19 protein-coding genes are annotated in these 25422 nt (G+C 62.1%); 14 read left to right on the forward strand and 5 right to left on the reverse strand.

Features of this window, described 5'->3' with window-relative positions:
* Nucleotides 1-506 precede the first annotated feature (506 nt).
* The 9 genes from Thiowin_RS23635 (at nucleotide 507) to Thiowin_RS23675 (ending at nucleotide 12499) form a co-directional block, all read left to right on the forward strand.
* A complete protein-coding gene (locus tag Thiowin_RS23635; RefSeq protein ID WP_328985428.1) occupies nucleotides 507-3197 on the forward strand; it encodes a calcium-translocating P-type ATPase, PMCA-type in 2691 nt (896 codons plus the stop codon).
* Between the two features lie 202 nt (nucleotides 3198-3399).
* Nucleotides 3400-4101, forward strand: a complete 702-nt coding sequence (locus Thiowin_RS23640; RefSeq protein WP_328985429.1) for a TerB family tellurite resistance protein — start codon at nucleotides 3400-3402, stop codon at nucleotides 4099-4101.
* A gap of 205 nt (nucleotides 4102-4306) precedes the next feature.
* Nucleotides 4307-4945, forward strand: a complete 639-nt coding sequence (locus Thiowin_RS23645) for a vWA domain-containing protein (RefSeq protein WP_328985430.1) — start codon at nucleotides 4307-4309, stop codon at nucleotides 4943-4945.
* 43 nt (nucleotides 4946-4988) lie between these two features.
* Nucleotides 4989-5636, forward strand: a complete 648-nt coding sequence (locus Thiowin_RS23650; RefSeq protein WP_328985431.1) for a TerD family protein — start codon at nucleotides 4989-4991, stop codon at nucleotides 5634-5636.
* Between the two features lie 24 nt (nucleotides 5637-5660).
* A complete protein-coding gene (locus Thiowin_RS23655) occupies nucleotides 5661-6302 on the forward strand; it encodes a vWA domain-containing protein (RefSeq protein ID WP_328985432.1) in 642 nt (213 codons plus the stop codon).
* A gap of 193 nt (nucleotides 6303-6495) precedes the next feature.
* Complete coding sequence (locus Thiowin_RS23660) at nucleotides 6496-7545, forward strand: TerY-C metal binding domain-containing protein (RefSeq protein ID WP_328985433.1); 1050 nt, start codon at nucleotides 6496-6498, stop codon at nucleotides 7543-7545.
* Entirely contained in the window at nucleotides 7542-9257 is a 1716-nt protein-coding gene (locus Thiowin_RS23665; RefSeq protein ID WP_328985434.1) for a PP2C family serine/threonine-protein phosphatase, read from the forward strand. The genes Thiowin_RS23660 and Thiowin_RS23665 overlap by 4 nt, the downstream gene beginning before the upstream one ends.
* 14 nt (nucleotides 9258-9271) lie before the next feature.
* The gene (locus Thiowin_RS23670; protein WP_328985435.1) at nucleotides 9272-10771 is read left to right on the forward strand and encodes a helix-hairpin-helix domain-containing protein; all 1500 of its coding nucleotides are present in this window, start codon (nucleotides 9272-9274) and stop codon (nucleotides 10769-10771) included.
* A gap of 381 nt (nucleotides 10772-11152) precedes the next feature.
* Nucleotides 11153-12499, forward strand: a complete 1347-nt coding sequence (locus Thiowin_RS23675) for an efflux RND transporter periplasmic adaptor subunit (protein ID WP_328985436.1) — start codon at nucleotides 11153-11155, stop codon at nucleotides 12497-12499.
* 46 nt (nucleotides 12500-12545) lie between these two features.
* Here the strand turns inward: Thiowin_RS23675 and Thiowin_RS23680 are convergent, their stop codons facing one another.
* The gene (locus Thiowin_RS23680) at nucleotides 12546-13016 is read right to left on the reverse strand and encodes a DUF29 domain-containing protein (RefSeq protein WP_328985437.1); all 471 of its coding nucleotides are present in this window, start codon (nucleotides 13014-13016) and stop codon (nucleotides 12546-12548) included.
* A gap of 110 nt (nucleotides 13017-13126) precedes the next feature.
* Between Thiowin_RS23680 and Thiowin_RS23685 the strand changes: the two genes are divergently transcribed.
* The gene (locus Thiowin_RS23685; RefSeq protein WP_328985438.1) at nucleotides 13127-16261 is read left to right on the forward strand and encodes an efflux RND transporter permease subunit; all 3135 of its coding nucleotides are present in this window, start codon (nucleotides 13127-13129) and stop codon (nucleotides 16259-16261) included.
* Between the two features lie 235 nt (nucleotides 16262-16496).
* Here Thiowin_RS23685 and Thiowin_RS23690 read toward each other — a convergent pair whose 3' ends face one another.
* Nucleotides 16497-17429 (reverse strand): isoaspartyl peptidase/L-asparaginase family protein, encoded by a 933-nt coding sequence (locus Thiowin_RS23690; protein ID WP_328988156.1) that lies wholly within the window; start codon nucleotides 17427-17429, stop codon nucleotides 16497-16499.
* 141 nt (nucleotides 17430-17570) lie between these two features.
* The gene (locus tag Thiowin_RS23695) at nucleotides 17571-18623 is read right to left on the reverse strand and encodes an ATP-grasp domain-containing protein (RefSeq protein WP_328985439.1); all 1053 of its coding nucleotides are present in this window, start codon (nucleotides 18621-18623) and stop codon (nucleotides 17571-17573) included.
* Between the two features lie 712 nt (nucleotides 18624-19335).
* Between Thiowin_RS23695 and Thiowin_RS23700 the strand changes: the two genes are divergently transcribed.
* Entirely contained in the window at nucleotides 19336-20166 is an 831-nt protein-coding gene (locus Thiowin_RS23700; RefSeq protein ID WP_328985440.1) for a DUF2189 domain-containing protein, read from the forward strand.
* Nucleotides 20167-20255: 89 nt separating this feature from the next.
* Nucleotides 20256-21032, forward strand: a complete 777-nt coding sequence (locus Thiowin_RS23705; RefSeq protein ID WP_328985441.1) for a sulfotransferase family 2 domain-containing protein — start codon at nucleotides 20256-20258, stop codon at nucleotides 21030-21032.
* Here the strand turns inward: Thiowin_RS23705 and gltX are convergent.
* Together gltX and Thiowin_RS23715 are read right to left on the reverse strand one after the other, a co-directional pair.
* A complete protein-coding gene (gene gltX, locus Thiowin_RS23710; protein WP_328985442.1) occupies nucleotides 21023-22441 on the reverse strand; it encodes a glutamate--tRNA ligase in 1419 nt (472 codons plus the stop codon). The two genes, Thiowin_RS23705 and gltX, sit on opposite strands and share 10 nt — an antisense overlap.
* Before the next feature lie 180 nt (nucleotides 22442-22621).
* Complete coding sequence (locus Thiowin_RS23715; protein ID WP_328985443.1) at nucleotides 22622-22999, reverse strand: VOC family protein; 378 nt, start codon at nucleotides 22997-22999, stop codon at nucleotides 22622-22624.
* 292 nt (nucleotides 23000-23291) lie between these two features.
* Between Thiowin_RS23715 and dapC the strand changes: the two genes are divergently transcribed.
* Both dapC and Thiowin_RS23725 read left to right on the forward strand, forming a co-directional pair.
* Nucleotides 23292-24494 (forward strand): succinyldiaminopimelate transaminase, encoded by a 1203-nt coding sequence (gene dapC / locus Thiowin_RS23720; RefSeq protein WP_328985444.1) that lies wholly within the window; start codon nucleotides 23292-23294, stop codon nucleotides 24492-24494.
* 58 nt (nucleotides 24495-24552) lie between these two features.
* Nucleotides 24553-25416, forward strand: a complete 864-nt coding sequence (locus Thiowin_RS23725) for a hypothetical protein (RefSeq protein WP_328985445.1) — start codon at nucleotides 24553-24555, stop codon at nucleotides 25414-25416.
* The last annotated feature ends 6 nt before the right edge of the window (nucleotides 25417-25422 follow it).

The following is a 25422-nucleotide window of genomic DNA, read 5'->3' on the forward strand; positions in this document are numbered from 1 at the left end:
CGGTTCTGGTTCCAGTTCTGGTTTCAGTTCCGGTTTCTGTTCCGGAGCCGGATTGTAAGCCAGTCACTGCCAGATTCGCACCCCCGGTGAGACTCATTGAGCCAGTCGCTCTCAACCCGCGCCAGGGCGTTGCTGCCTAATGCCCTGCCTGGCTGGTTTTGGACGCGTTGCGATACCACTTAATGTTCGCGCTCGCCCGCCACTAAAGATTACGCTGGACAGGCTCCGGTGACAAAGATTTAACGCCCATCCCAAGGATTTTCGTTCGCGCGCTGGTTGGAGCCTTGAGCCCTGGAGACAAGACCTCGGGGTCGGCCGCGGTCGGGATGGCAAGGATAAAGGGAATGGCTTAGGCTTCGGATTATTCTGAAATCATGGGGAGACCACCTGGCAGACCGACCCCTGGCTGCCAGCTTCCCAAGCATTTGGCACAACATCGCCTCCCGGACCGAAAGGTGAATCACCCGTGCTCGGTCACTCAAGGGGCGCTTTAGAGGAATTAGGTCATGAAATTCAATTATTCCGGACTGTCGGATGCCGAGGCGGAACGCGCGCGTCGCGAACACGGGTCAAACGCCGTTGCTAGCCAGGAGTCGGAAACCTTTTGGGACAAGCTGGTTGGAAACCTTAAGGACCCTATCATCATTATTTTGATCGTCGCCCTGCTGGTGACCGTTGTCCTGACCATCTTCGGCTACGCCGAGTGGTATGAAAGCGTCGGCATCGCCTTCGCGGTGGTCATCGCCACCTTTGTCGCCACCTGGTCGGAATACAGTAACGAACAGTCCTTCCAGCGCCTGCTGGAGGAAGCCTCGCTGATCCGGGTGAAGACCTTCCGCAATGGCCATCTGACCGAAATTCCCATCAACGATCTGGTCGTCGGCGATCATGTCCTGCTCCAGCCGGGCGACACCGTGCCGACCGATGGCCTGGTGGTCGCCGGTCATGCCGAGGTCGATGAAGCGGCCCTGACCGGCGAGTCCGAGCCGATCAAGAAAACCGCCCTGCCAGACGGGGCCGAGACCAGCGACGCCGAGGTCGCCGAGGAATATCGCCTAGCGCGCGCCGGGCTGCTGGTCGATGGCGAGTGCGTGATGCGCGCCACCGCCGTGGGCGACAAGACCCGCTACGGGCAGACCATGAAGGAGCTGCTCAGCGCCGAGGATCGGCTCTCGCCCTTGCAGCATAAGCTCAGCGTGCTTGGCGGCCATATCTCGACCTTCGGCTATGTCGGCGCGAGCCTGATTTTCGTCGCCTTCATGTTCAACACCGTGTTTCTGCAAGGCGGGGGCATGGAGGCTTACATGGCGGCACACAGCGGCGGCGACATCGTCAAGGACGTGGTCACCGCCATGATTCTTGCCATTATCGTGATTGTGGTCGCGGTGCCCGAGGGCTTGCCGATGATGATCGCCATGGTGCTCGCCATCAACATGAAGAAGCTCCTGGCCGAGAAGGTGCTGGTGCGCAAGCTGCTCGGTATCGAGACCGCCGGCAGTCTCAACATGCTGTTCAGCGACAAGACCGGCACCCTGACCCAGGGCAAGCTTCAGGTCGGCGCCGTGGTCTCCGGCGGTGGCGAGCGCTTCGACCAGCTTGATGCCATCCCCATGCCGCTGCGCGACAGCCTGGGCTTCGCGCTCTGTCATAACACCAGCGCGGTGATCGACGCGAGCAATCCAAAGGATCCCAAGCTGGTCGGCGCCGATCGCACCGAGCAGGCCCTGCTGCGCTTCGTCACGCCCTACCTGGCAGCGGCCGGGGAGGTCGAGATCCTCGATCTGATCCCCTTCAACAGCACGCGCAAGTTCTCGGCCTCCCAGGTCTCGGGTAAGCGCGATGTCACCCTGGTCAAGGGCGCGCCCGAGGTCATCCTCGCCAATTGCGACCACTGGCTCGACGCCAATGGCCAGGCCCAGCCACTGTCCGACCGTGGCGCCCTGGACCAGGCACTGAGCGAGCTGTCCGGGCGCGCCATGCGCCTGCTCGCCGTCGCCCAGACCGACACGCCCATCGACGGCTCCACCGAGCTGCCCCAGTCCCTGACCCTGATCGGGGTGTTCGGCATGCGCGACGAGCTGCGCCCGACCAGCCATGCCTCGGTGAAGACCGCGCGCGAGGCCGGCATTCACGTGGTCATGATCACCGGGGACGCCAAGGACACGGCTCAGGCCATCGCCAAGGATGTCGGCCTGCTCGAGGACGACCCCAAGGCCCTGGTGCTGACCTCCGCTGAACTGAGCGCCATGAGCGATGCCGAGGTCAAACAGGCCCTGCCCCACCTCTACGTGGTGGCGCGCGCCTTCCCCACCGACAAGAGCCGTCTGGTCAAGCTCGCCAAGGAAGAGGGTCTGGTGATTGGCATGACCGGCGATGGCGTGAACGATGCCCCGGCGGTCAAGAACTCAGACGTCGGCTTCGCCATGGGCAGCGGCACCGAAATGACCAAGGAATCGGGCGACATCGTCATCCTTGATGATAACTTCTCCTCCCTGACCAAGGCGGTGCTCTATGGGCGCACTTTGTTCAAGTCCATCCGCAAGTTCCTGGTGTTCCAGCTCACGGTGAATGTCTCCGCCATCCTGGTGGTTTTCGTCGGGCAGTTCTTCGGCTTCGACCTGCCGCTAACCATGACCCAGCTGCTGTGGCTGAACATCATCATGGATACCCTGGCGGGCCTGGCCTTTGCTGGCGAGGCGGCGCTCGCGCGCTACATGCGGGAGAAACCACTGCGCCGCGACGAGCCGCTGATCAATGCCGATATGTGGTCGTCCATCCTGATCAACGGCGGTTTCATCGCGGCACTCAGCATGGTCTTCCTGACCAGCTCGGTGACCCAGGGTTGGTTCTCCGGCGGCTTTGACATCGGCAGCCCCGAGGCCGAGGCCAAGTTCCTGACCGCCTTCTTTGCGTTCTTTGTCTTCGCGCAGGTGTTCAACACCTTCAATGCCCGTACCCAGGGTCTGAACCTCACCGAGCATCTGCTCGATAATCGGCTGTTTAGCCTGATCATCCCGGGCATCATGATTATCCAGGTGTTCTTCATCAGCTTCGGCGGTGAGATCCTGCGCACCGTTGGCCTGTCCTTCACCGAATGGCTGCTGGTGCTCACGCTCGCGGCGATCATTATCCCGGTGGACCTGCTGCGCAAGGTGATGCGCAACCGGCTGTTCGGCGACCCCGTCAAAGTCAGCTAACAGCCGCACCCAACCCGCGTCAGCGGGTAAAGGCAAGCGTGGGAGCGACCTGCGCCGCGGCGCAAGCGCCGCTCCCACGCATCTCCAGCCGAACGAGAGACCCAAGAACTGAGTTGTCCCATTTTGAATAGCATCGACCAAGACCGCTGGTCGTGGCGGTTTGGTCCAAGCAGACCGGTCCAAGCAAAAGGAGACCAAACAGATGGCAAACCAATGGCAACAGCGGGGCGAAGGCTTTATCAATGCCGGCATGGACTTCGTCGCCGGCGCCGGCACGGCATTCAAGGGACTGGGCGGACGCATCAAACGCGGGAGATACAAGAACTTCATTGAGGCCTTCTGCGCCGTCGCCGGCGACGTGGCCTCGCGCAATGGGCGCTTCCTGCCCGATGAGATCGCCGGACTCAAGCGCTTCCTGATCGAGAATCACGACGATCCCGTCTTCAGCAGCTACAGCTCGGCGGAGCTGCTCGAAAAGATCAAGGACTATGCCATTGCCGCCTTTCTCGGCGATGACGAGAAAACCCTTCGCGCCTTGCGCGGCATCGAATCCGGCAGCGATGAGGCCAAGATGGTCATCTTTGGCGCCCTGGCCATCGCCTTCAGCGACGGCGAATGCGACCGCAACGAAGCCTCGGCCATTTTGGATTATTCCCACCGTCTCGGCGTCGATCCGCACCAGCTCACCGCCGAGCATGGTCTGCAACTGCCAGCCTTGGAGCTGAAACAAGTCTCCCCGCCGGCGCTGCCATCCCAGACGCCATCCGCGCCCGCCGCGCATGCAACCCAATCATCCGGCCAATCATCCGGCCAGCCGCTATGTAAACGCTGCTATGCCTTCCTCCAAGCTGGCAACGCCCAATGCGACTGCGGTCGGGTGTTCGGCGATGATTACGCAGTCTAACAATTGAACCCAAGGTGCAAACAGCGACCCACGCAAAGCCAGTCATTGATCGATATCCCGGCTAAGACCTACGACCTGGCAGGACAGCGCTATCATCTCAATGTGATGGTCTGCGACAATCCAGCCTGCCACTGACGCGAGATTCGTGTGCGTCTATCACCGGAAACCGGCGACACGGATCCGAGGATCATGGGAGCGAATTGACATGAGAAGACTTCCCGTCTACCTGCTGCTCGACACCTCCGGCTCCATGAGCGGCGAGCCGATTGAAGCGGTCAAAAACGGCGTGCAACTGTTGGTTTCGACGCTGCGCCAAGACCCCTACGCGCTGGAAACCGCCTATCTGTCGGTGCTGACCTTCGACAGCTCGGCGCGTCAGGCGGTCCCCCTGACCGAGCTGGTCAGTTTTCAGCCGCCCGTGCTCAAGGCCAGCGGCACCACCGCGCTCGGCGAGGTATTGGCGCTGCTCGCCGACTGCATCGAGCGCGAAGTCGCCCGCACCACGGCGGAGACCAAGGGCGACTGGAAGCCACTGGTGTTCATCATGACCGATGGCGCGCCGACCGACGACTGGCGCCAGGGACTCGATCGGCTCAAACAGGCGCGCGTCGGCATTCTGGTCGCCTGCGCCGCCGGTCAGGGCGCCGACACCGAGATCCTCAAGCAGATCACCGAGACCGTGGTCCGACTCGACACCGCCGATGCCAGCACCATCGCCGCCTTCTTCAAATGGGTCTCGGCCTCGGTGGCAACCGGCAGCCAGAAGGTCGATCAGGGCCAGAAGGAGGTTGACGGTCTCGCCGATCTACCACCGCCGCCGCCCGAGGTGAATCTGGTGTTGTAAACACAAAGCATCCTTCAGCCGCATCTTTCAGGAGACCTCGCCCATGGGCGTCAGACTCGAAAAAGGTCAGGGTGTCAGCCTGGAAAAGAGCCACCACGACCTGTCCCAGGTGACCATCGGCTTGGGTTGGGATGTCAACCCCAACACCGGCCTGCTCGCCAAGCGCGGCGGGGCGAGCTCCACGGACTATGATCTGGACGTGATCGCTTTCCTGTGCGGCGCGGATGGCAAGGTGAAGGATCTCGGCTGGGACAAAGCAGGCAAGGCCACCCTGGTCAACAGCGACGTGGTGCACTTTAATAACATGAAACACCGCAGCGGTTGCGTTTGGATGACCGGGGATGATCGCACTGGAGCCGGCGGCGGGGACGGGGACGACGAACAAATCATCGTGCGGCTCAATGACCTGCCCGCCGCGTTCGCGAAACTGGTCTTCGTGGTGCAGATCTACAAGGGCCGTGAGCACGGGCAGACCTTCGGCGAAGTGCGCAATGCCTATATCCGCGCCAGCGATGCCCGCGGCCAGGAGATGGCGCGCTTCGATCTCTCGGGCGGAGAGGCTTATCAGGATTGCCGCTCCCTGCTGTTCGCCGAACTCGAATGCAATCCCGGCGGCGGCTGGACCTTCCGCGCCATTGGCACGCCCTCGCCCTCGGATAACTTCGTGGACTGGCTCAAGCAATACCTTTAAACGGCGCATCCAAGGGAGACCCGCATGAGCGTGAGACGACTGCCTGTTTACATCCTGCTCGACACCTCCGGGTCCATGCGCGGCGAGCCCATTCATTCGGTCAATGTCGGGCTGCAAGCCATGCTCGCCGCGCTGCGCCAGGATCCTTACGCGCTGGAGACCGTGCATCTGTCGATCATCACCTTCGATATCGAGGCGCGTGAGTATCTGCCCCTCACGCCACTTGACGAGGTGCGTCTTGGCGAAATCCAGACACCTCAATCGGGCGCGACCTTTCTCGGCGCCGCGCTGGAACTGCTGGTCAAACTGGTTGATCGCGACCTGCGCAAAAGCACCGACGAGGCCAAGGGCGACTGGCGCCCGCTGTTGTTCGTGATGACCGACGGCAGCCCCTCGGACCTGCTCGCCTACCGCGAGGCCATCGCCAAGGTCAAACGCCGCCCCTTCGGCTCCATCGTCGCCTGCGCCGCTGGCCCCAAGGCCAAGACCGAGCTGCTGCGCGAACTGACCGACCGCGTGGTGCTGCTTGAAACCCTGGACGCCGCCGCCTTCTCCGGCTTCTTCAAATGGGTGTCGGCCAGCGTCGCGGTTGGCTCCAGCAGCGCCGGCCTGGAGCAGTCCGTCACCCTGCCGCCACCGCCCGCCGAGGTGCAACTGGTGCTCTAGACAGATGACAAGGAACAAACAAAATTCCAGGCCACTCTGACCTTTGGTGGAAGCTTACCGCTTGCATTTTTTGGTTTGCTGGTTATTCCTAGGGTGGATAAGCACAGCGCATCCGGCATGACCGGCGTTTTGGTGGATGCGCCCTTCGGGCTTATCCACCCTACCCACTACCCACTCCAACGAGGTCACCGCCATGCGCCGACTCCCCGTCTTCTTCGTGCTCGACTGCTCGGAATCCATGGTGGGCGAGAATCTGCGCAAGATGGAACAGGGGCTGCAATCCATCGTGACCGCGCTGCGCGGAGATCCCCATGCGCTGGAAACCGTCTATCTCTCGGTGATCGCCTTCGCCGGCGTGGCGCGCACCATTGTGCCCTTGATCGAGCTGATGGATTTCTACCCGCCGCGCTTGCCGCTCGGCGGCGGCACCAGCCTCGGCGCCGCGCTCGACACCCTGATGCACGAAATCGACCGCCAGGTGGTGCGCACCACGGCGGACGCCAAGGGCGACTGGAAACCCATTGTGTTTCTCATGACCGACGGCCACCCGACCGATGATCCCCAAGCAGCCATCGACCGCTGGCGCCAGACCCATGCCCGCGCCGCGCAACTGGTCGCGGTCGGCATGGGGAGCCAGACTGATTTCAGTGCGCTGGCGCGTCTGACCGACCAGGTGCTGCTGTTCGAGGACTCACGCCCCGGCGACTTCAAACGTCTGATCGACTGGGTCAGCGCCTCGGTAGTGGCGCGCAGCCAGCGCCTGGGCGAACCAAATGAACTCAGCCTGACGAAATCCTTCGATGAGCGCGTGCTCAGCCTGGTCAAGGATGCACCGACAACGCACGCGGACGACAACTGCGTGGTGCTGGTCGGGCGCTGCCAAAAGCACCGCCGTCCCTACCTGATTAAATACGAGCGCGAAGAGCGCGCCCTGAGCACGGTTGAATTCAACCTGCCGCTGTCCAGCTACCAGCTCGCCGGTTGCTACCCGCTCGATGAGAGCTATTTCGACTGGTCGGACCCGCGCACCAGCAGCCTGAAAGTCAACACCGCCGAACTCATGGGCGCCCCCGGCTGCCCGCACTGCGGCAACGCCACCGCCTTCGCTGTCTGCGGCTGCGGCAAGCTGCTGTGCCTGAACGGACCGGGCGAGGCCATCTGCCCCTGGTGTGAAAAAACCGTCGCCTTCGCGCCCGGCGCCAGCGACGCGGGCGGCTTTGATGTCGGGCGGAGTCAGGGATGACTGAGCGCCGCGCGCCGATCAAGGTCGATTCGGTCAAGGTCAATCCGGTCAAGGTCGATCCGGGGCGGCGTAAGCGCCTTGAGGTCGATGTCGAGCGACTGGTGAAGGGTCTGTTCCAGGGCGAGCGCGTCCCCCTGTTCGACCGTGGCGAGATTCGCCGCGAGGAAATCGAAGCCTTCGCCCGCGGCGACGATGTGTTCGATGCCTGCTTTCGTTTCGTGCGCGCGATGGACGATGCCTGGCAGGCGCGACATCCCGGTCAAAGCCTGTGGGTATCAAAAGCGGCCCGCGCCGGCACGCAAGCAACCCGCCCCGCGCCAAACGAATCCGCATCAACCGAACCTGCACCAACCGAACCCAAGACCATGATGGCTGAACCCAATCCCATGGAATCCGTGCCTGACAGCGAGCCCCAGGCCGCGCCGACGCCGCCATCCGCTCCCGTGCCTGGACCTGAACCCGAGCCGCCGATCCAGCCACCATCTCAACCAGCAGCTCGCCAGACGCCCAAGCAACCCCCAGGGCAACAGCAACCAGCGCACGCCACCTTTTTCCTGCCCAACGCCAAAGTCGGTGTAGCCTATGCCGCCGCGATTGAAGGTCAGGACATCAAGGGTGAGCCGGTTGAGATTCGCGACCTGCGCCTGCCCGACGAACTGGGTCTGACATTCGATGCCCAGACCAGCGAGATCCGGGGAACGCCACGCACCGCCGGCGACCATCGCCTGGCAGTCTCCTGGGGCAGAGTCGCGGGTACCAGCTATTCGGGAGACTGCCTGCTGATCGTCAATCCCGACCCCAAAAGCCTGTGGAAAATCATCGAGCCGCCCACCGATGCCCTCTATCCCAAGCCGCACACCGACTGCCAGCGCATCGAGAGCGCCAGCGGCGTCCAGCTCATCGCCGCCAGTCGCCGCGGGCGCTCTCACGAACACCAGGGCAGCTTCCGCGACGATGACGCCTTCATTCAGGCCGACATCGGCGCCGGCTGGCAGGTGCTGATGGTTGCCGATGGCGCCGGCAGCGCCAAATTCTCGCGCGAAGGCTCCCGGCTCGCCTGCACCGCCATGGCCGAAACGCTTGCCGATGCCCTCGCTGGCGATCAAGGCGCCCAGCTCGCCGGGGAAGTTGCCGCCTGGTCGGCTGACGCGCGGACAGCCACCCAGTCCCTGGGTACCGCCTTCCACTATTTGTTCCATCAGGCCGCTACATCGGCGGTGCAGGCCATCGCGCACGAAGCCGAGCGCCAGGGCGCCCGAGCGCGGGACTACGCCACCACATTGCTCGCCGCCGTTGCCAAACCCCAGGACGATGGCCTGTTCCTGACTTCCTTCTGGATGGGCGATGGCGCCATTGCTGTCTATGGCCCGACTGGCAAGCTGCGCCTGATGGGCAAGCCGGATAGTGGCGAATTCGCCGGCCAAACGCGCTTTCTCGACAATGCCGCCCTGACCGACAGCGGTTTCGCCAAGCGCATCGGCATCGGCTACTTTCAGGAGATCGGGGCCGTACTGCTGATGACCGACGGCGTCTCCGATCCGCGCTTCGAGACTGATAATGGTCTGGAAGACCCGACACGCTGGGACGCCCTGTGGCGGGAACTCAGCCCCATCCTTGAGTCCGAGGCTCCCGAGCGCGGGCTGCTCGACTGGCTCGGCTTCTTCTCCCCCGGTCATCACGATGACCGCAGCATCGCGATCCTGCGCGCCTGACACGGAGAGCACCCATGCCCCAGGTCATCACCAGCACCACTCTCGACGGACAACCGGTCGAATTCGTCGATGACATCATCGGCTCGGGCGCCATGAAAGAGGTCTATTTCGCGCCGGATCGCTCCTACGTCGTCGCCTTTTACAAAACCGCGCAGGACTTCCAGGCGCGTGATCGCCTGCGCATGATCACCGGCAGTTACCGCGAGAGCATTTTCGAGCAAATCGGCGGCGACTACTGGCGCGAGCTGTTCTGCTGGCCGAGCGCCATGCTCGAACATGACGGGCGCCTAGGCATCGTCGCACCGACTTACCCGAGCCATTTTTTCTTCGAGCATGGGTCCAAGAACAACGACATGCTCAAGATCAAAGGCCGCGAGAAGGAGGGCAAGTGGTTCGCCGCCGCCGGCCTGCGCCAGCGCTTCATGGATCCGCGCGAACTCGGCGACTGGCTCGGCCATCTGAAGGTGTGTCTAATGCTCGCGCGCGCCGTGCGCCGCCTGCACATGGCCGGTCTCGCCCACTCCGACCTGTCCTACAAAAATGTCCTGGTCGATCCCTCGCGCGGACTGGCCTGCATCATCGATGTCGATGGCCTGGTAGTGCCCGGAAAATACCCACCGGATGTGGTCGGCACGCCCGACTTCATCGCTCCCGAGGTGGTCGCCACCAGCCATCTGCCCAAGGACGATCCCAGTCGCCAACTGCCGCGGCGCGAGACCGACCAGCACGCGCTCGCCGTGCTCATTTATATGTATCTGCTCTACCGCCACCCGCTGCGCGGCAGAAAGGTGCACGATCCCAACGACGAACAGCGCGACGAGACCCTCTCCATGGGCGAGCGCGCCCTGTTCATCGAACACCCAAGCGACTACAGCAATCGCATTCGCATCGACAACGTCAAACCCAGCGACCTGCCCTGGGCCGACACCGAACAACGCCCCTACAGCCTCTGCGGCCCCTATCTCAGCCCGCTGTTCGAGCGCGCCTTCATCGACGGTCTGCACGCACCCGCCGCGCGCCCCTCGGCCAACGACTGGGAAACCGCCCTGGTCAAGACCGTCGATCTCATCCAGCCATGCCAGAATCCCGACTGCGAGCAACAGTGGTATGTGTTCGACAACAGCACCAAACCCCGCTGCCCCTTCTGCGGCACGCCCTTTCGCGGCCAACTACCAGTGCTCAACCTCTACTCCGCCCGCCATGAAGGCCGATTCCGTCCCGACAACCACCGCCTGATGGTCTGGACCGGCCAATCCCTGTTCCCCTGGCACGCCAACAACCGCATCGCCCCCAACGAGCGCCTGAGCGAGGAGCAAAAACGCCGCGTCGGCTACTTTGTTCTCCACCAAGAGCGCTGGTGGCTGGTCAACGAAAGTCTGCCCGATCTCATGGACGCCACCACCAAGACCCCCATCCCCAGCGGCAGCCAGCTTGAGATCAAGGACGGTCAGCAGATTCTGCTCGCGCGCGAGGACGGCGGTCGGCTCGCCGTGGTGCAGATGGTTGCGGGCTGATGCCTTGGAGCCTTGCCAGGCGCGTTGCCCAACCAGCAATTCCAAATTTGGGTGTTTCATCTGGAGTAGAAGCGGCTTCCAGCCGCTTCATGACGCGCCAAGATGGCACGTCTACTGATAAACGGGCCAACAATCGGGCGCTGGATAACGAAATTTGGAATTGCTGCCGCCCAACCTGGCCTTGATCATTTAGCTGTGGTGTGGAGTCGGATAGATGAGCGAAAGCGAAATCCACAGCAGGTCGCGCTGGCGCTGGTGGACTAGTCCACCGCCTGGAGGAAAAGGAAAACCCCTCTAATAAGTCAGCGTCGGTGTCCCCATGTCCATGGATTAGGGCCTGATAACAGTCATGAAACAACTCCGGTGACGAGGATCCTTCCCATGTCCAACCCTCCGCGCGTGGTGAGAGACAGCCGCCGCCCATCCGGTCTGATTCTGGCTAGGGTCTCCCAGTTTGGCCTGTGTGTCCTGTTTGCCCTCGGAAGCTGGGGTATCGCTGATGTCGCCTGGGCGCAGACGCCTGGCCAAAGGGACCCCGTGCCAAGCGAGCCTCTGGCCGAAGCAGCGGACGACCATCTGATCGAACATGCGAAAAAGCATCTCGATCCCAAGTATGTCTGTCCGATGCACCCGCGGATCATTAGGGACGAGCCCGGCACCTGCCCGATCTGCGGCATGGATCTGGTGGAGAAATGGCTTGATCCCATGACCAGCCCGAATCGAAGCAAGCACCCAGAGGTCAGCCTGGCCTCGGCGGTGGTGCAGACGCTCGGCGTGCGCACGGCGCCAGCCGAACGCGGCACCCTATGGCGCTATATCCGCACCCTCGGGCGGGTCAGCCACGACGAAACCCGCCTGGCCCATATCCACCCGCGCACGCCGGGCTGGATCGAGGCGCTTGATCTGCGCGCCGAGGGCGAGCCAGTGAAGAAAGGGCAAACGCTGGCCGAGCTCTACGCACCGGAGATTCTCTCGGCTCAGGTCGATTTCCTGCTCTCGCGCGATGGCGGCGGCGAGCGGCGCGTCAGCGCCGACAAGGCACGCAACCTGCTGCGCCTGCTGGCGGTGCCGGATGACATCATCGCCGTCATCGAGCGCGAGGGCGCGCCGCGCAATCGGGTGCCGATTCGCGCGCCCATGGACGGCATCGTCACCCAGATCGCCGCGCGCGAGGGCATGTATGTGACCGAGGCGACCGAGATGTTCAGCATCGCCGACCTCAGCCGCGTCTGGGTGCTGGTGGATATCTACGAGCACCAGATCGACTGGCTCAAGCCCGGCGCGGCGGCGGAGATGCGGGTACCGGCGCGACCGGGGCGCTCCTGGGAGGGCAAGGTCGATTATCTCTATCCCGAGCTTGACCCGACGACTCGTACTCTGCGCGTGCGGCTGGTGTTCGACAATCCCGACCTCAGCCTCAAGCCCAATATGTTCGCCGATATCGAGATCTTCGGCGGGCCGAAACGGGATGTGCTGAAGATTCCCGCCGAGGCGCTGATCCTGACCGGCGAGCGCGAGGCCGTGGTGCTGGCGCTCGGCGACGGGCGCTTTCAGCCGGTTGATGTGGTCACCGGCATGCAGCGCGCCGGCGAGGTGGAGATCCTCTCTGGACTGGAGGCGGGTGATCGTGTGGTCACCTCCGGGCAGTTCTTGATCGACTCCGAGTCCAACCTGCAGGCGAGCTTTCAGCGCTTGGCTGAACCCGAGCCCGAACCCAAGACCGAGTAACAGGTCGATTCCAAGCCACGAAAACCGCATCGCTTACGAGGAGCCTTCAAGCGGTCTCCGGGTAATAATTCTCGTCGAGGATTTGCGCGCTGCTGTATGGGCAGCTGTCAGGGAAGGTCGACTTGGGCAGGCCGGTTTCCTTGCGGGCAAGCCGCACGGCGGCTGGATAGGCCTCGGCGATGGACTCTTCAACAGCGGAGTTCAGCCCCGGCGACTGGCGCAGCAAGCCTTCAAGTTGCGCGCGTTGCTCGACGATGGTCGAGCGCCAGCTACGGCCATCGAATTCGCGCCAGCGATCATTGAGTTGCGGATATTGAAACTGCCATTTCAGCAGATGAGCCAGCAGCACCAGCAGACGGCTATGCAGTTCGCGGCGGTCACTCTTGCTCATGTCGCTGAGTTCCTCCAGCAGATGCTCGATATCCAGCTCCTCGAAGCGACCCGCGCGCAACAAGTCCGCGTTACGTTGGGCCCAGACGGCGTAGTTGGTTTTATAAAGCGATGCAAGAGTGGTCATGGCGCGTCCCGTCCAAATAGAAACGAACTGGTGCGAATACTCAATGCCGCTGCCCGGCGGTGGCATTGATAGGGAAGATTTTATACCAACGAAACAGAGGCTAAGCCCCCATGAAAGCCATCATCGCCTGGTCTCTCAACAACCGCTTTCTAGTGCTGCTCGCCGCCTTGGCGTTGACCGCCTGGGGCCTGGTTTCCCTGGCGCGCACGCCGCTCGATGCCATCCCAGATCTGTCCGACGTGCAGGTGATCGTCAAGACCAGCTTTCCGGGGCAGGCGCCGCGCGTCGTGGAGGAGCAGGTCACCTATCCCATCACCACCACCATGCTGTCGGTGCCGGGCGCCAAGGCGGTGCGCGGCTATAGCTTTTTTGGCGACAGCTACGTCTATGTGATCTTCGAGGACGGGACTGATCTCTATTGGGCGCGCGCCCGGGTGCTGGAGTATCTCAACCAGGCCGCCGCTGATCTGCCTGATGGGGTGCAGCCGCGCCTCGGACCGGATGCGACCGGGGTGGGCTGGGTTTTTAGCTACGCCTTGGTCGATCGCAGCGGCCAGCATGATCTCGCCGAGCTGACCAGCCTGCAGAACTGGTTTTTGAAGTTCGAGTTGCAATCCCTGCCGGGCGTGGCCGAGGTCGCCACCGTAGGCGGCATGGTGCGCCAGTACCAAATTGTCGTCGATCCCGAGAAACTACGCGCTTTCGGTATCCCATTGGCGCAGGTGATAAACGCGGTCAAAAACGCCAACCGCGATGTCGGCGGCTCGGTGCTGGAGTTGGCCGAGGCCGAATACATGGTGCGCACCCGGGGCTATCTGCGCTCGCTCGAAGACATCGAATTGATACCGGTGAAAACCACCCCCGAGGGCACCCCCATCCTGCTGCGCGACCTTGCCCGGGTTCAGATCGGCCCGGAAATGCGCCGGGTGGTGGCGGATCTCGACGGCGAGGGCGAAATCACCGGCGGCATCATAGTAATGCGCTCGGGCGAGAATGCGCTGGCCACCATCGAGGCGGTCAAGGCACGCCTGGAGACCCTGCGCGCCAGCCTGCCGGAAGGTGTGGAGATCCTCACCACCTACGACCGCTCCACCCTGATTTTGGACGCGGTCGACAACCTCAAGACCAAGCTGATCGAGGAATTCATTGTCGTCGCCCTGGTGTGCCTGGCCTTCCTGTTCCACCTGCGCTCGTCGCTGGTGATTATTTTGAGCCTGCCGCTCGGCATCCTGATGGCCTTCATCGTCATGCAGCAGCAGGGCATCAATGCCAACATTATGTCCCTGGGCGGCATCGCCATCGCCATCGGTGCCATGGTGGATGCCTCCATCGTCATGGTGGAGAACGCGCACAAGCATCTGGAGCGCTGGGAGGCCAAGCATGGCGAGCGACCCCGGGGCGAGGACCACTGGCGAGTGATCGAGGAGGCGGCGGTCGAGGTCGGCCCGGCGCTGTTTTTCAGCCTGCTGATCATTACGCTCAGCTTCCTGCCGGTCTTTACCCTGCAAGCCCAGGAAGGCCGGCTGTTCAGCCCGCTCGCCTTCACCAAAACTTATGCCATGGCCGCCGCCGCCGGTCTGGCGGTTACCCTGGTGCCGGTGCTCATGGGCTATCTGGTGCGCGGGCGCATCCCGCACGAGCATAGCAATCCGCTTAACCGTGGGCTGATCTGGCTCTATCGCCCCGGCCTGCGCGCGGTGCTGCGCTGGCCGAAGCTCACCATCGTCATCGCCCTGCTGGTGATGCTGAGCGCCCTTTGGCCGCTCAAGCAGCTCGGCAGCGAGTTCATGCCCGATCTCTACGAGGGGGACCTGATGTACATGCCGACCACCCTGCCCGGCATTTCCATCGGCAAGGCCCAGCAACTCTTGCAGCAGACCGACCGGCTGATCGCCAGCCTGCCCGAGGTCGAGCGCGTCTTCGGCAAAATCGGCCGCGCCGATACCGCCACCGACCCGGCGCCCCTGACCATGATCGAGACCTTGATCCAGCTCAAGCCCCTGTCCGAATGGCGCGAAGGCATGACCCTGGACAAGCTGATCGATGAACTGGACGCGATCGTCGATCTACCGGGAGTCACCAACGCCTGGGTAATGCCGATCAAAACCCGGATCGACATGCTGGCCACTGGCATCAAGACCCCGGTGGGCATCAAGATCGCCGGCCCCGATCTCGCCAAGATTGAGCGCATCGGTACCCAAGTCGAGCGCGCGGTGATGCAAGTGGACGGCACCGCCTCGGCCTTCTCCGAGCGAGTCGCCGGCGGGCGCTATATCGAGATCCGCCCGGACCGACTCGCCGCCGCGCGGGTGGGGCTGAATGTCAGCGACATCAATGACCTGGTCGCCGCCGCCATCGGCGGCATCAATGTCAGCCGCACGGTGGAGGGACTGGAGCGCTACCCGATCAACATCCGTTTCCCGCGCGAGCAACGCGATGATCTGCAAAAGCTGCGCGAGTTGCCCATGGTGACACCGAGCGGCGCCCAGATACCACTCGCGCAAATCGCCGAGGTGGTCATCACCGACGGCGCACCCATGCTGAAAAGCGAAAACGCACGCCTGAACGGCTGGACCTTCGTCGACATCCGCGGACGCGATCTCGGCCGCTGGATCGCCGAGGCCAAGCAGGTGGTGGCCGAGCAGGTCGACCTGCCACCCGGCTATTCGCTCAGCTGGTCCGGCCAGTACGAGTACATGCAGCGCGCCCAGGAACGTCTGACCCTGGTGGTGCCGCTGACGCTCCTGATCATCTTCGTGCTGCTGTATCTGACCTTCACCCGCGCCACCGAGGCGCTGCTGGTGATGCTCTCCTTGCCCTTTGCTTTGGTCGGCGGCCTGTGGCTGATTGATCTGCTCGGCTACAACCTGTCCATCGCCGTGGCCGTGGGTTTCATCGCCCTGGCCGGCGTGGCGGTGGAGTTCGGCGTCATCATGCTGGTCTATCTGGACAACGCCCTAGCCGACGCGCGCCGTGATGGGCACTTGGCGAACGAACAGGATCTGAAAGCCGCCATCGAGGAAGGCGCGGTGCTGCGCATCCGGCCCAAGGCGATGACAGTGGCAACCATCTTTGCGGGACTTCTCCCCATCATGCTGCAGGGCGGTGTCAGCTCCGAGGTCATGCGACCCATCGCCGCGCCCATGGTCGGCGGCATGATCACCGCGCCGCTGCTGAGCCTATTCGTGCTGCCGGCGATTTATTTGCTATGGCGGCGGGGAGCGTCACATCAAGGAATACGATGACAGCCAAATGATAGGCAAATGGGCAGCAATTCCAAATTTCTTTTTCCAGCGCCCGGCTATTGGCCCGGTTATCTACACCGAATAAGACGAGCAGGCGGTGGTTGGTCATGATCAAAAGCACTTTGCAATATGACTATTCTTCTGAAATCTTGCCTAAATCATTGCAATGTATGGAATTTCAGCCACATGAGACTCGTCTTGGCAGTTGTTTCTGCCTTCTTCCAATGTGGGACAACTAGAAGCGACAGTGGCTCTCGCCGCCCTGCTCAATCCAACCGTGGATCATCTTTTTGGTGGTCGTGGCGCTGGCGCAGCGGCCTTGGTAATCGATGCAGATCAGGCCACCGCGACCCCCGACCTTGCGGCGGAAATGCTCCAGCGCGAACGCGACCGCGCCCTTGGCGTCGAGACCACGGTATTCGATTAAATCCGCGACCATTTTTGCCAGCGCGGTGCGAATAAAGTCCTCGCCATAGCCGGTGGTTGAAATGGCGCCATTGGCATTGTCGGCATAGACCCCGGCGCCGATGATGCAGGAGTCACCAATGCGCCCAAGGCGTTTGTTCACGATACCGCCGGTGGAGGTGGCCGCGGCCAGATTGCCCTCCAGATCCCTCGCCACCGCGCCGATGGTGCCGTATTTCTGTGCCTCGCCAGAGTCGTCATGGTCGAGCATGATGGACCGCCGCTCTCGCGCCTGGGCAAGCTGGGCTATCCGCTCCGGCGTGCGAAAATAGTCGTCATCCGCCAGGGGCACGCCGCAATGCTCGGCATAGCGCAGCGCTCCGGCGCCCGAGAGCAGCACATGCTCGCTGCCGTCCATGATCAGGCGCGCGAGCTGCACCGGATTGGCGATGCGGCTGACCCCGGCCACGGCACCGGCGGCCAGGTCGCGCCCGTCCATGATGCCGGCGTCCATCTCGACCTGGCCATCCTCGTTCAGCACCGAGCCGCAGCCGGCGTTGAACAGCGGATTGTCTTCAAGCTCCGAGGCGCAGCTCTCCACCGCCTCCACCGCGGTGCCGCCGCGCGCGAGGATCTCGCGGCCAAATTCCAGAATCGTCCGCATGCTTTCGAGGTAACGCACCGCCGTGGCCTGATCGCGCACATTATCAAGCGCACCCGCGCCACCATGGATCATGAGGGAATAGTTGGAACTGGATAACATCTTCAGCAGCCTTGAGGCGCGCGGCGCGGCGCCGCAAGCAATGAATAGCAAAGAAACTTGAGGATCAGCCGGCCGCTCTTCGAGATCGAGGATCTCGGCAAGGTCGATTTCGACCTCTTCAAACGGCGGCAAACGCGGCTGTCACAATCGCCCTTGCAAGGCAATTGCCAGTGCTTGCTGTTGCTCGCGCTCGCCAGCCAGCAGTGCGAGAAATTTCCCGACTTGGATCGGCCCCCAGTTGACCAACACCACGCCAGTGCCAGTAGCGGGATTGTACTCCAGGCCACTGAGATCCAGATCAATCAGGCGCCGGTGCCGGGTGCCGAAGGCCAGCGCCAACCAGTCGGTAATGCCAAGCTTCTCGGCGATGAGTGTGGGATAGGAGGCCCCATTGAAGCGCGGATTGCACTCGATGGCCAGATAATCGTCGCCGTCCGGTTCCTCGACAACGGCCAAATCAAAGGCAAAGACGCCGCGCATGCCGATCTCGCCCAGCCAGTCAGCCAGCGGGTCGACCAGCTCCCAGGGCGCGTGCGCCGCTGGGTGGCGGTTGCCCTGATGCACATAGCCATCGAGCACCTGCTCGGTCGCCGCCAGGCGCTCAGCGCAACCGTTATCACTTTGATATTGCAAGTTCAGAAAGGTCTCGGCGCGCACCTCTTGCTGGATTTGCACCGCCGTGCCGGGGGCGAATTCGTCACAGGCCCGGCGCAACGCGTCCGCATCCGCGCAGCGGAAAATACCCACGCCAGAGACCGACACCGCCGCCTTTAGATAACAGGGAAACTGGGTCTCGGCAATGGCCGGTTCTCCGATGGCCCGCACATCGGCGAAACACCGCGTCAGAGGCACCGGCACCCCCAGGCGTTCGGCATGGGTCATGAAGGCATTCTTGCAGTTCATGCTCTCCACCGCGCTATGCCAGGCAGGATCGGGGCGCACCTGGTGCTCCTCGGGACCGAAGAAGAACAGCGACGGCTGATGGTCAGCAAAGTCGTTCAGGCGCCCGAGATCGACATCCCACACCACCTGCCGGCTGTGGTCGAGCCCGATCCGCTCATAATGGGCGCACAGGGCATACCAGTCGGTTTGCAGCTGTGGATGCAGCATCAGAACATCGTCCGGAGCACTGATACCCACCGCTCGTCCAGAATACAGGTGATTGCCCAGCACGCCCTCAGCGGTGCAGTTCATGATGTCGTGATTAAGGATTCTGCATCCCATCGCCGGCGCTCCAGCTAACTGACCTGTCAGGAAAGAAGCACAAATCACGCCAGTCTTAGACAGCAATTCCAAATTTCGTTATCCAGCGCCCGATTGTTGGCCCGTTTATCAGTAGACGCGCCATCTTGGCGCGTCATGAAGCGGCTGGAAGCCGCTTCTACACCAGATGAAACACCCAAATTTGGAATTGCTGAGTCTTAGATGGACCTAGCAAGGCAAACAAGGCTGGCCCCGAGCCGGATCATAGTCGCCGCACATGGCTCCCGAATGGTGCGAAAGGGCTGCAACCGCGCACCATGTCGGCGCAGGCACGGCAGCCCAGATTACAGCCAGAATCCAGGACGCCGGCAATTGATTGCTGTCTCGAGACCCAACCCTTCCGCCACCACTGAACCTTGGATGTTGGACCACCATTGATCGAATCCCGCTTGAAATTCCGGGATGTTTTCGCGACTATCCATAACAGTGGATGACAAATTTACTAGGTCTTTTCTGGCCAATGGTAGTTGCAACCTGCGTCCAGCCAGACCAACGAGGGCTGTCATCCACCAATGCATAGATTATAAAAACCAAGCCAGCGACGGATGGCACTGCCATCACGCCCGCGGCACTTCAAGGGCTGACCCACCGAGCCCTGGCCATCACCTGGCCATCACCTGACCATCAAATAGAGGAGTTCAGCATGGATAATCCAACCATCGATCAGGGCAAGCTGTTCGATCAAAGCGTGGTGCCAACCGCAACCACGGACGACGGCATCCGCGTCAATCGCATCACCCTTGCCCAGCCCTGGGAGTGGCTCGGAAAAGGCTGGCGGGACATCCAGCAGGCGCGCCGCTACAGCCTGACCTATGGGTCAGTGGTGGTGCTGGTCAGCGCCATCATGACCTGGGCTCTGGTGTCAGAGGGCTATGTGTTCATCGTGCCCTTTCTTGCCGCGGGCTTTTATCTGCTCGCGCCGGTGGTCGGGTTGGGGCTCTATCAGATGAGCGCCCACCTCGAGCGCGGGGAGCCCTTGCAGTTTTGCAACGCGCTCGAGGCCTGGAAGCGTAATCAGGGGCAACTCAGCATTATCACCGCTGGGCTGACCATCATCATGCAGTTCTGGATGCTGGCGAATTTCGTGCTCTTCGCGCTGCTTTATACCAATCTGCATCCGCCGCTGGAGAGCTTCTTCAGCGTGGTATTTCTGTCCGGCGAGAATAATGTTTTTGTCTTCGCCAGCGTGCTGGTCGGCTTTGTCCTGGCAGGTCTGGCCTATGCCATCAGCGCTATCTCGGTGCCCATGCTGGTGGATCGGAAAATCGACGGCTTCACGGCCATTCGCACCAGCGTTAAGGCGGTGACCACCAATTGGCTGCCGATGGGGTTGTGGGCAATTATGATTGTGATGGTCATCGGACTGGGCTTCTTGACCTTGTATGTCGGGCTGGTGATTGCCATGCCGCTGCTCGGGCACGCCACCTGGCACGCCTATCGGGATCTGGTGCCTCGGGAATCGGATTCCGTCTGAGCGGCGCGGCCGCTCGCGCCTCGGCAAAGATCCCATCTCGCAGGGCGCGCAGCCGTTCACTCGGACCAGACTCGGGCTAGAATAGCGCTATGTTGCTCTCGCCCGGCCATGGTTTTCTGTTCGTTCATATCGCCAAGACTGGCGGCACCAGCGTGCGCGCGGCGCTTAGCCGCGAGCGTTGGCGCGACCCCTGGTACTGGCCGATCTTTCTCTGTGCGCGCTTTAGTCATCTTAGCGGGCATCGCCTGGCGCTCAAATTGCCGCGTCATGCCCGCATCATCGCCGCCAAGGAGCTACTGCCGCACGAGGTCTTCGCGGGATTGTTTAAGTTTGCCTTCGTGCGCAACCCCTGGGATCTGCAGGTCAGCTCCTATCATCACATCCGCCGCGAGCGCCCACAGTATCTGGGCGGCCATGACAACTTCAGTGACTTTTTGCGCTGGAAGCTCGATCCGACGCGGCCCTATCAATATCATGTCGATACCTCCATCGAACGCCAGAGCAATTATCTGATTGACCTCGATGGCCTGCCTTGCGTGGATTTTATTGGCCGTTATGAGCAACTCCATGACGACTTCCAGCACATCTGTCGCCATCTTGGGCTGAAATGCCGGCCCTTGCCCCACCGTCGGCGCGCACCGGAGCGCAAAGGCGATTATCGTCACTATTACACGGACGAAACGGCTGAGTGGATCGCCCGCTACTTCGCGCGGGATATTGCATGGTTTGGCTACCATTTCGACCCACAACTGACACCGCATCCATCCGCCGAGACCCGCGCACTCTTCACCCCGCCGCCACCCAGAAGCCCGGGCCACCGGGCAAGCCAAACTTCCGAGCCCACCGAACCAGACCCTCAGGCTTGAGCCGAGCGCGCATCTATATAGGCCAGCGCGCGGTCGATGCGGCGTAGCACCGCGTCCTTGCCAATCAGATGCAGGGTCACATCGATACCGGGCGAGGCGGCGCGCCCAACCACGGCCACCCGCAGCGGCTGGGCCACCTTGCCCATGGCCAGATCCAGCTCGGCGGCGACCTGATCGACCTGATGATGCAAGATGTCCGGTCGCCAGTCCTCCAGCGCCAGCATCTCCAAGGCCGCGCGCATGCGCACAAGCGGCTCGCGCGCCACCGGGCGCAGGTGCTTCTTGGCCGAGGCGGCATCGTAGTCGTCGAAGTCCTGATAAATAAAGGCACTGATATTGGCCAGTTCGCCCAGCGTCTTGGCGCGGGGTGCCTGGGCCTCGACCACCGCCGCCAACTCAGGCCCAGTACTCGGGTCTATGCCCAGATGACCAAGATGGGGACTGAGCAAGTGGGCGATGCGCTTGGCATCCCCATGCTGGAGATAGTGCTGATTGACCCAGGCGAGCTTGTCATAATCGAACGATGACGCCGCTTTGTTGACAGACTCCAACTCAAAGAGCGCGATCATCTCATCAATGGAGAAAATTTCCTGATCGCCGTGCGACCAGCCCAGGCGTACCAAGTAATTGAGCAGTGCCTCGGGCAGATAGCCCTGATCGCGAAAGGCAATGACACTGACCGCGCCATGGCGTTTGGACAGCCGGCCGCCATCCTCGCCGAGAATCATCGGCAGATGGGCATAGCGCGGTGGCTCCTTGCCCCAAGCCCTAAGGATATTAATTTGGCGCGCGGTATTGCCAAGATGATCATCACCGCGAATCACATCGGTAATGCCCATCTCGGCATCATCGACCACCACCGTCAGGTTATAGGTGGGACTGCCATCGCTGCGGCGAATGATTAAATCGTCGAGTTCGTTGTTATTGAAAGGCACCTTGCCGCGCACCCGGTCATCGACCACCACCAACCCCTCGACCGGATTGGAAAAACGCACCACATGGGGCTGGTTCGGGTCGATGGTCTTGCCGCGACAATGGCCGTCATAACGCGGCTTGATCTTGGCAGCCATTTGGCGCTCGCGCAGCTTCTCCAGGCGTTCCTTGGGACAGTCGCAGCGATAGGCCAGCCCTTTGTCCAGCAGCTCATCGATCACGGCATGGTAGCGGTCGAAACGCTGGGTCTGATAAAAAGGCCCTTCATCATAATCCAGCCCCAGCCAGGTCATGCCCTCGAGAATGGCATTGACCGACTCAGGGGTGGAGCGCTCCAGATCGGTATCCTCGATACGCAGAATGAACTGGCCGCCATGCTTGCGCGCGAAGAGATAGGAAAACAAGGCGGTACGGGCGCCGCCGACATGCAAAAAGCCGGTCGGCGAGGGGGCGAAACGGGTGCGGACGGTGGTCATGGGATAGCAGTAACCTCGGGCTGGGCGTTAAGCGCGCCTTGGGAGTCGGGAGCCGGGAGCAGGGAGCCGGTGCGAGCCCGCGGTCTCCATCGTCAAGACGCGGCGGCATTCTAGCAGAGGCGGGCGCCAGGGTTAGCGCGCGCTGGTTGCGCGGTTGCGGGACCGAGGTCCAGACCGAGATTAGGCATCCTCGATCAACTCCAGTGCATTACCATCCGGATCGCGGCAAAAAATCGCCCGCCGCCCGGACTTGCTTCGGGTAAAGCCGACCCCGGCTGCCTGCAAGCGCTCGGCCATGGCGTCCAGCGCGGCGACCCGCACCGCAAGATGACGGTCGCGCCCACCATGCTCCGGGCGCCCGGTCAGGGGATCTGGATTTGGCAGCTCCAGCAAATGGATCTGCGCCTCCCCTAGCCGCAGCCAGGCACCCGGAAAGCCAAGATCCGGGCGGCTCGGCTCAAGCGGCAAACCGAGCAGCTCGTGATAAAACGCCAGTGAGCGCCGGGTATCGGCGACAATCAGACTGACATGGTGAATGGTAAGAATCATCGAGTTCATTCGGTTTGTCCAAGTGCGCGCGCAAGCTGAAAGACCGGGGATCAGAACAAGCATCCAACCTTACTTGGGCTATAGCGTTGACAGGTGCCAAATCGAGGCTAGCGGACTTCCAATTGGTGCTCAAACATCAAGTTTTTCGGCTCAAGTCAACAGGAGAATTTGACTTGTGCTCATCCCTCACTCACCATCTAACGCCAACCTTCAGAGGATCAGGGATTCTGATACCCAAAGTATTGATCCCTGTCGTGATCCTTCGCCGCCATTGACCCCATGATTAGCCTCCAGGTTCCGGATGAACCCCGCACTCAGCCAACTCAAGCCCTACCCCTTTGAACGCCTCGCCGCCCTCAAGCAGGAGGTGACGCCGCCGGCCGAACTCAAGCCGATCATGCTCTCCATCGGCGAGCCCAAGCACCCCACGCCGGCCATCATCAGCGATGCGCTTATCACGCATCTGCATCATTTGGCAACCTACCCCAGCACCCGCGGCCTGCCCGAGCTGCGCGCGGCCATCGCCACCTGGCTGGGTTGGCGCTTTCAGCTTGACCGCGACGGCATCGACCCCGAGACACAAATACTGCCCGTCAGTGGCACCCGCGAGGCACTGTTCGCGATTGCCCAGGCATTGATCGATCCGGCGGATCGACCGCTGGTGATGATGCCCAATCCTTTTTATCAGATTTACGAAGGCGCCGCCCTGCTCGCGGGCGCCCAACCCTTCTACCTGCCTTGCACCGCCAGCAAGGGCTTCCTGCCCGATTTCGATCTGATCGACGAGGCGACCTGGCGCCGCTGCCAGCTTTTGTATTTGTGCTCGCCCGGCAACCCCACCGGCGCGGTCATGGACCAGGCCAGTCTGCAACGCCTGATAGCACTGGCCGAGCAGCACGATTTCATCATCGCCGCCGATGAATGCTATTCCGAACTCTACCCGGACGAACAGCGCCCGCCGGTCGGCCTGCTCCAAGCCGCCGCCGCCATGGGTCTGGAGGATTATCGTCGTTGCCTGGTCTTCCACAGCCTGTCGAAGCGCTCCAATGCGCCCGGCCTGCGCTCCGGCTTCGTCGCTGGCGACGCGCGGCTGATCGCGAGATTTTTCGCCTACCGCACCTACCATGGCTGCGCCATGCCGCTGCAGCACCAACACGCTAGCCTGGCCGCCTGGCAGGACGAGAGCCATGTGCGCGAAAACCGCGCGCGTTATCGCGAGAAATTCAAAGCCGTGCTGGAAATCCTTGATGGCGTGCTCGACTGCCATCAGCCCGAAGGCGGCTTCTACCTCTGGGCGCGCACCCCGGAAGCGGACGAGACCAGCTTCGTGCGCGAACTCTTCGCCAGGGAGCACCTGACTCTGCTGCCGGGCCGTTTCCTGTCCCGGCCCGCCATCGACGGCCAGGATCCAGGTCGTGGCTATGTGCGCATCGCCCTGGTGCCGGAACTGGCCGACTGCGTCGAGGCGGCTCTGCGGATCCGTCGCTTCTTCGCCTCTCGATAACACCCAAAGGCTCACCAATCGCCCGCCTCATCAAGCCACTTGGGAACAGAATCCGTGCATGACACTCGCTGAGCATCGCGACCGACTCTATGCCTGGCTACGCCAATGCCTGATCGGCGAGGGGGAGGCGCTGATCGGGATCAAACCCCTTGATCGTTATCAGACGGGAATTCTCTTCCCCATCCTGCGCGGGGAATTCGGCATCGATCCGGCGCGGGATGAGAGCGACGCGGGGGATCACATCGACGAGGGAGACGGTGATGCAGGGGAAGCTGCACATCAGGTGCTGGGGATAAGTCCGCGAAAACAGCGCTTCGTCCCTCCGTCTTCGGTAGGATTTTCTTTTTTCGTCGTTGGCGAGAAGATTCGCTTGCAGCTTGTCCCGCGAGCGAGGCGTTATTTTCTCACTGGCGCCTCTGACGAGCATGGAATAACCAGGGATCAGCAAGGGCGGTTCGCGAATAACTGGGAAAGCGATGACCTTGGTGGGGACGAATCGGTTGCCTATGAATTTGTGGCGCCCGATGATCGACGCTTCCTCAGAACCTCCTTCGATGTGTTCAGCGATGGGAACAATGCGCTTGCTGAACTCCTGCTCATCTGGCGTCCCCTTGCGCGAGGCTGGCTCGTGACTGCATCCTTGAGCAACACTCAGCTGTTAATGCCTAGCAATCAGGGCGAGAAGGAATCCCGCGAACGCAACACAATGGCTCTGTTCGATGTTGGCCTTGAGTGCATCATTGATGCAGGAGTTGTCGGCCCCTACCCTGGCGTGTCCTTCGACCAGCTCAGCGACGAAGATCAGGAACTGGAACTCAGGTATCGCAACCATCGGGTCTACGCCATCGGTCATGGCGCTGCTGTCGATCGCATTGCATGCTCAAATCGACGACATTGCGCGTCGAACTGTGGAGCTGACTGACGATCA

The sequence above is a fragment of the Thiorhodovibrio winogradskyi genome (assembly GCF_036208045.1).
GTDB classification, from domain to species: domain Bacteria; phylum Pseudomonadota; class Gammaproteobacteria; order Chromatiales; family Chromatiaceae; genus Thiorhodovibrio; species Thiorhodovibrio winogradskyi.

Excerpts from the sequence above, each read along its gene's own strand:
- Thiowin_RS23635 (WP_328985428.1), top strand. The coding sequence starts at position 507 with ATGAAATTCAATTATTCCGGACTGTCGGATGCCGAGGCGGAACGCGCG.
- Thiowin_RS23640 (WP_328985429.1), top strand. The coding sequence starts at position 3,400 with ATGGCAAACCAATGGCAACAGCGGGGCGAAGGCTTTATCAATGCCGGC.
- Thiowin_RS23645 (WP_328985430.1), top strand. The coding sequence starts at position 4,307 with ATGAGAAGACTTCCCGTCTACCTGCTGCTCGACACCTCCGGCTCCATG.
- Thiowin_RS23650 (WP_328985431.1), top strand. The coding sequence starts at position 4,989 with ATGGGCGTCAGACTCGAAAAAGGTCAGGGTGTCAGCCTGGAAAAGAGC.
- Thiowin_RS23655 (WP_328985432.1), top strand. The coding sequence starts at position 5,661 with ATGAGCGTGAGACGACTGCCTGTTTACATCCTGCTCGACACCTCCGGG.
- Thiowin_RS23660 (WP_328985433.1), top strand. The coding sequence starts at position 6,496 with ATGCGCCGACTCCCCGTCTTCTTCGTGCTCGACTGCTCGGAATCCATG.
- Thiowin_RS23665 (WP_328985434.1), top strand. The coding sequence starts at position 7,542 with ATGACTGAGCGCCGCGCGCCGATCAAGGTCGATTCGGTCAAGGTCAAT.
- Thiowin_RS23670 (WP_328985435.1), top strand. The coding sequence starts at position 9,272 with ATGCCCCAGGTCATCACCAGCACCACTCTCGACGGACAACCGGTCGAA.
- Thiowin_RS23675 (WP_328985436.1), top strand. The coding sequence starts at position 11,153 with ATGTCCAACCCTCCGCGCGTGGTGAGAGACAGCCGCCGCCCATCCGGT.
- Thiowin_RS23680 (WP_328985437.1), bottom strand. The coding sequence starts at position 13,016 with ATGACCACTCTTGCATCGCTTTATAAAACCAACTACGCCGTCTGGGCC.
- Thiowin_RS23685 (WP_328985438.1), top strand. The coding sequence starts at position 13,127 with ATGAAAGCCATCATCGCCTGGTCTCTCAACAACCGCTTTCTAGTGCTG.
- Thiowin_RS23690 (WP_328988156.1), bottom strand. The coding sequence starts at position 17,429 with ATGTTATCCAGTTCCAACTATTCCCTCATGATCCATGGTGGCGCGGGT.
- Thiowin_RS23695 (WP_328985439.1), bottom strand. The coding sequence starts at position 18,623 with ATGAACTGCACCGCTGAGGGCGTGCTGGGCAATCACCTGTATTCTGGA.
- Thiowin_RS23700 (WP_328985440.1), top strand. The coding sequence starts at position 19,336 with ATGGATAATCCAACCATCGATCAGGGCAAGCTGTTCGATCAAAGCGTG.
- Thiowin_RS23705 (WP_328985441.1), top strand. The coding sequence starts at position 20,256 with ATGTTGCTCTCGCCCGGCCATGGTTTTCTGTTCGTTCATATCGCCAAG.
- gltX (WP_328985442.1), bottom strand. The coding sequence starts at position 22,441 with ATGACCACCGTCCGCACCCGTTTCGCCCCCTCGCCGACCGGCTTTTTG.
- Thiowin_RS23715 (WP_328985443.1), bottom strand. The coding sequence starts at position 22,999 with ATGAACTCGATGATTCTTACCATTCACCATGTCAGTCTGATTGTCGCC.
- dapC (WP_328985444.1), top strand. The coding sequence starts at position 23,292 with ATGAACCCCGCACTCAGCCAACTCAAGCCCTACCCCTTTGAACGCCTC.
- Thiowin_RS23725 (WP_328985445.1), top strand. The coding sequence starts at position 24,553 with ATGACACTCGCTGAGCATCGCGACCGACTCTATGCCTGGCTACGCCAA.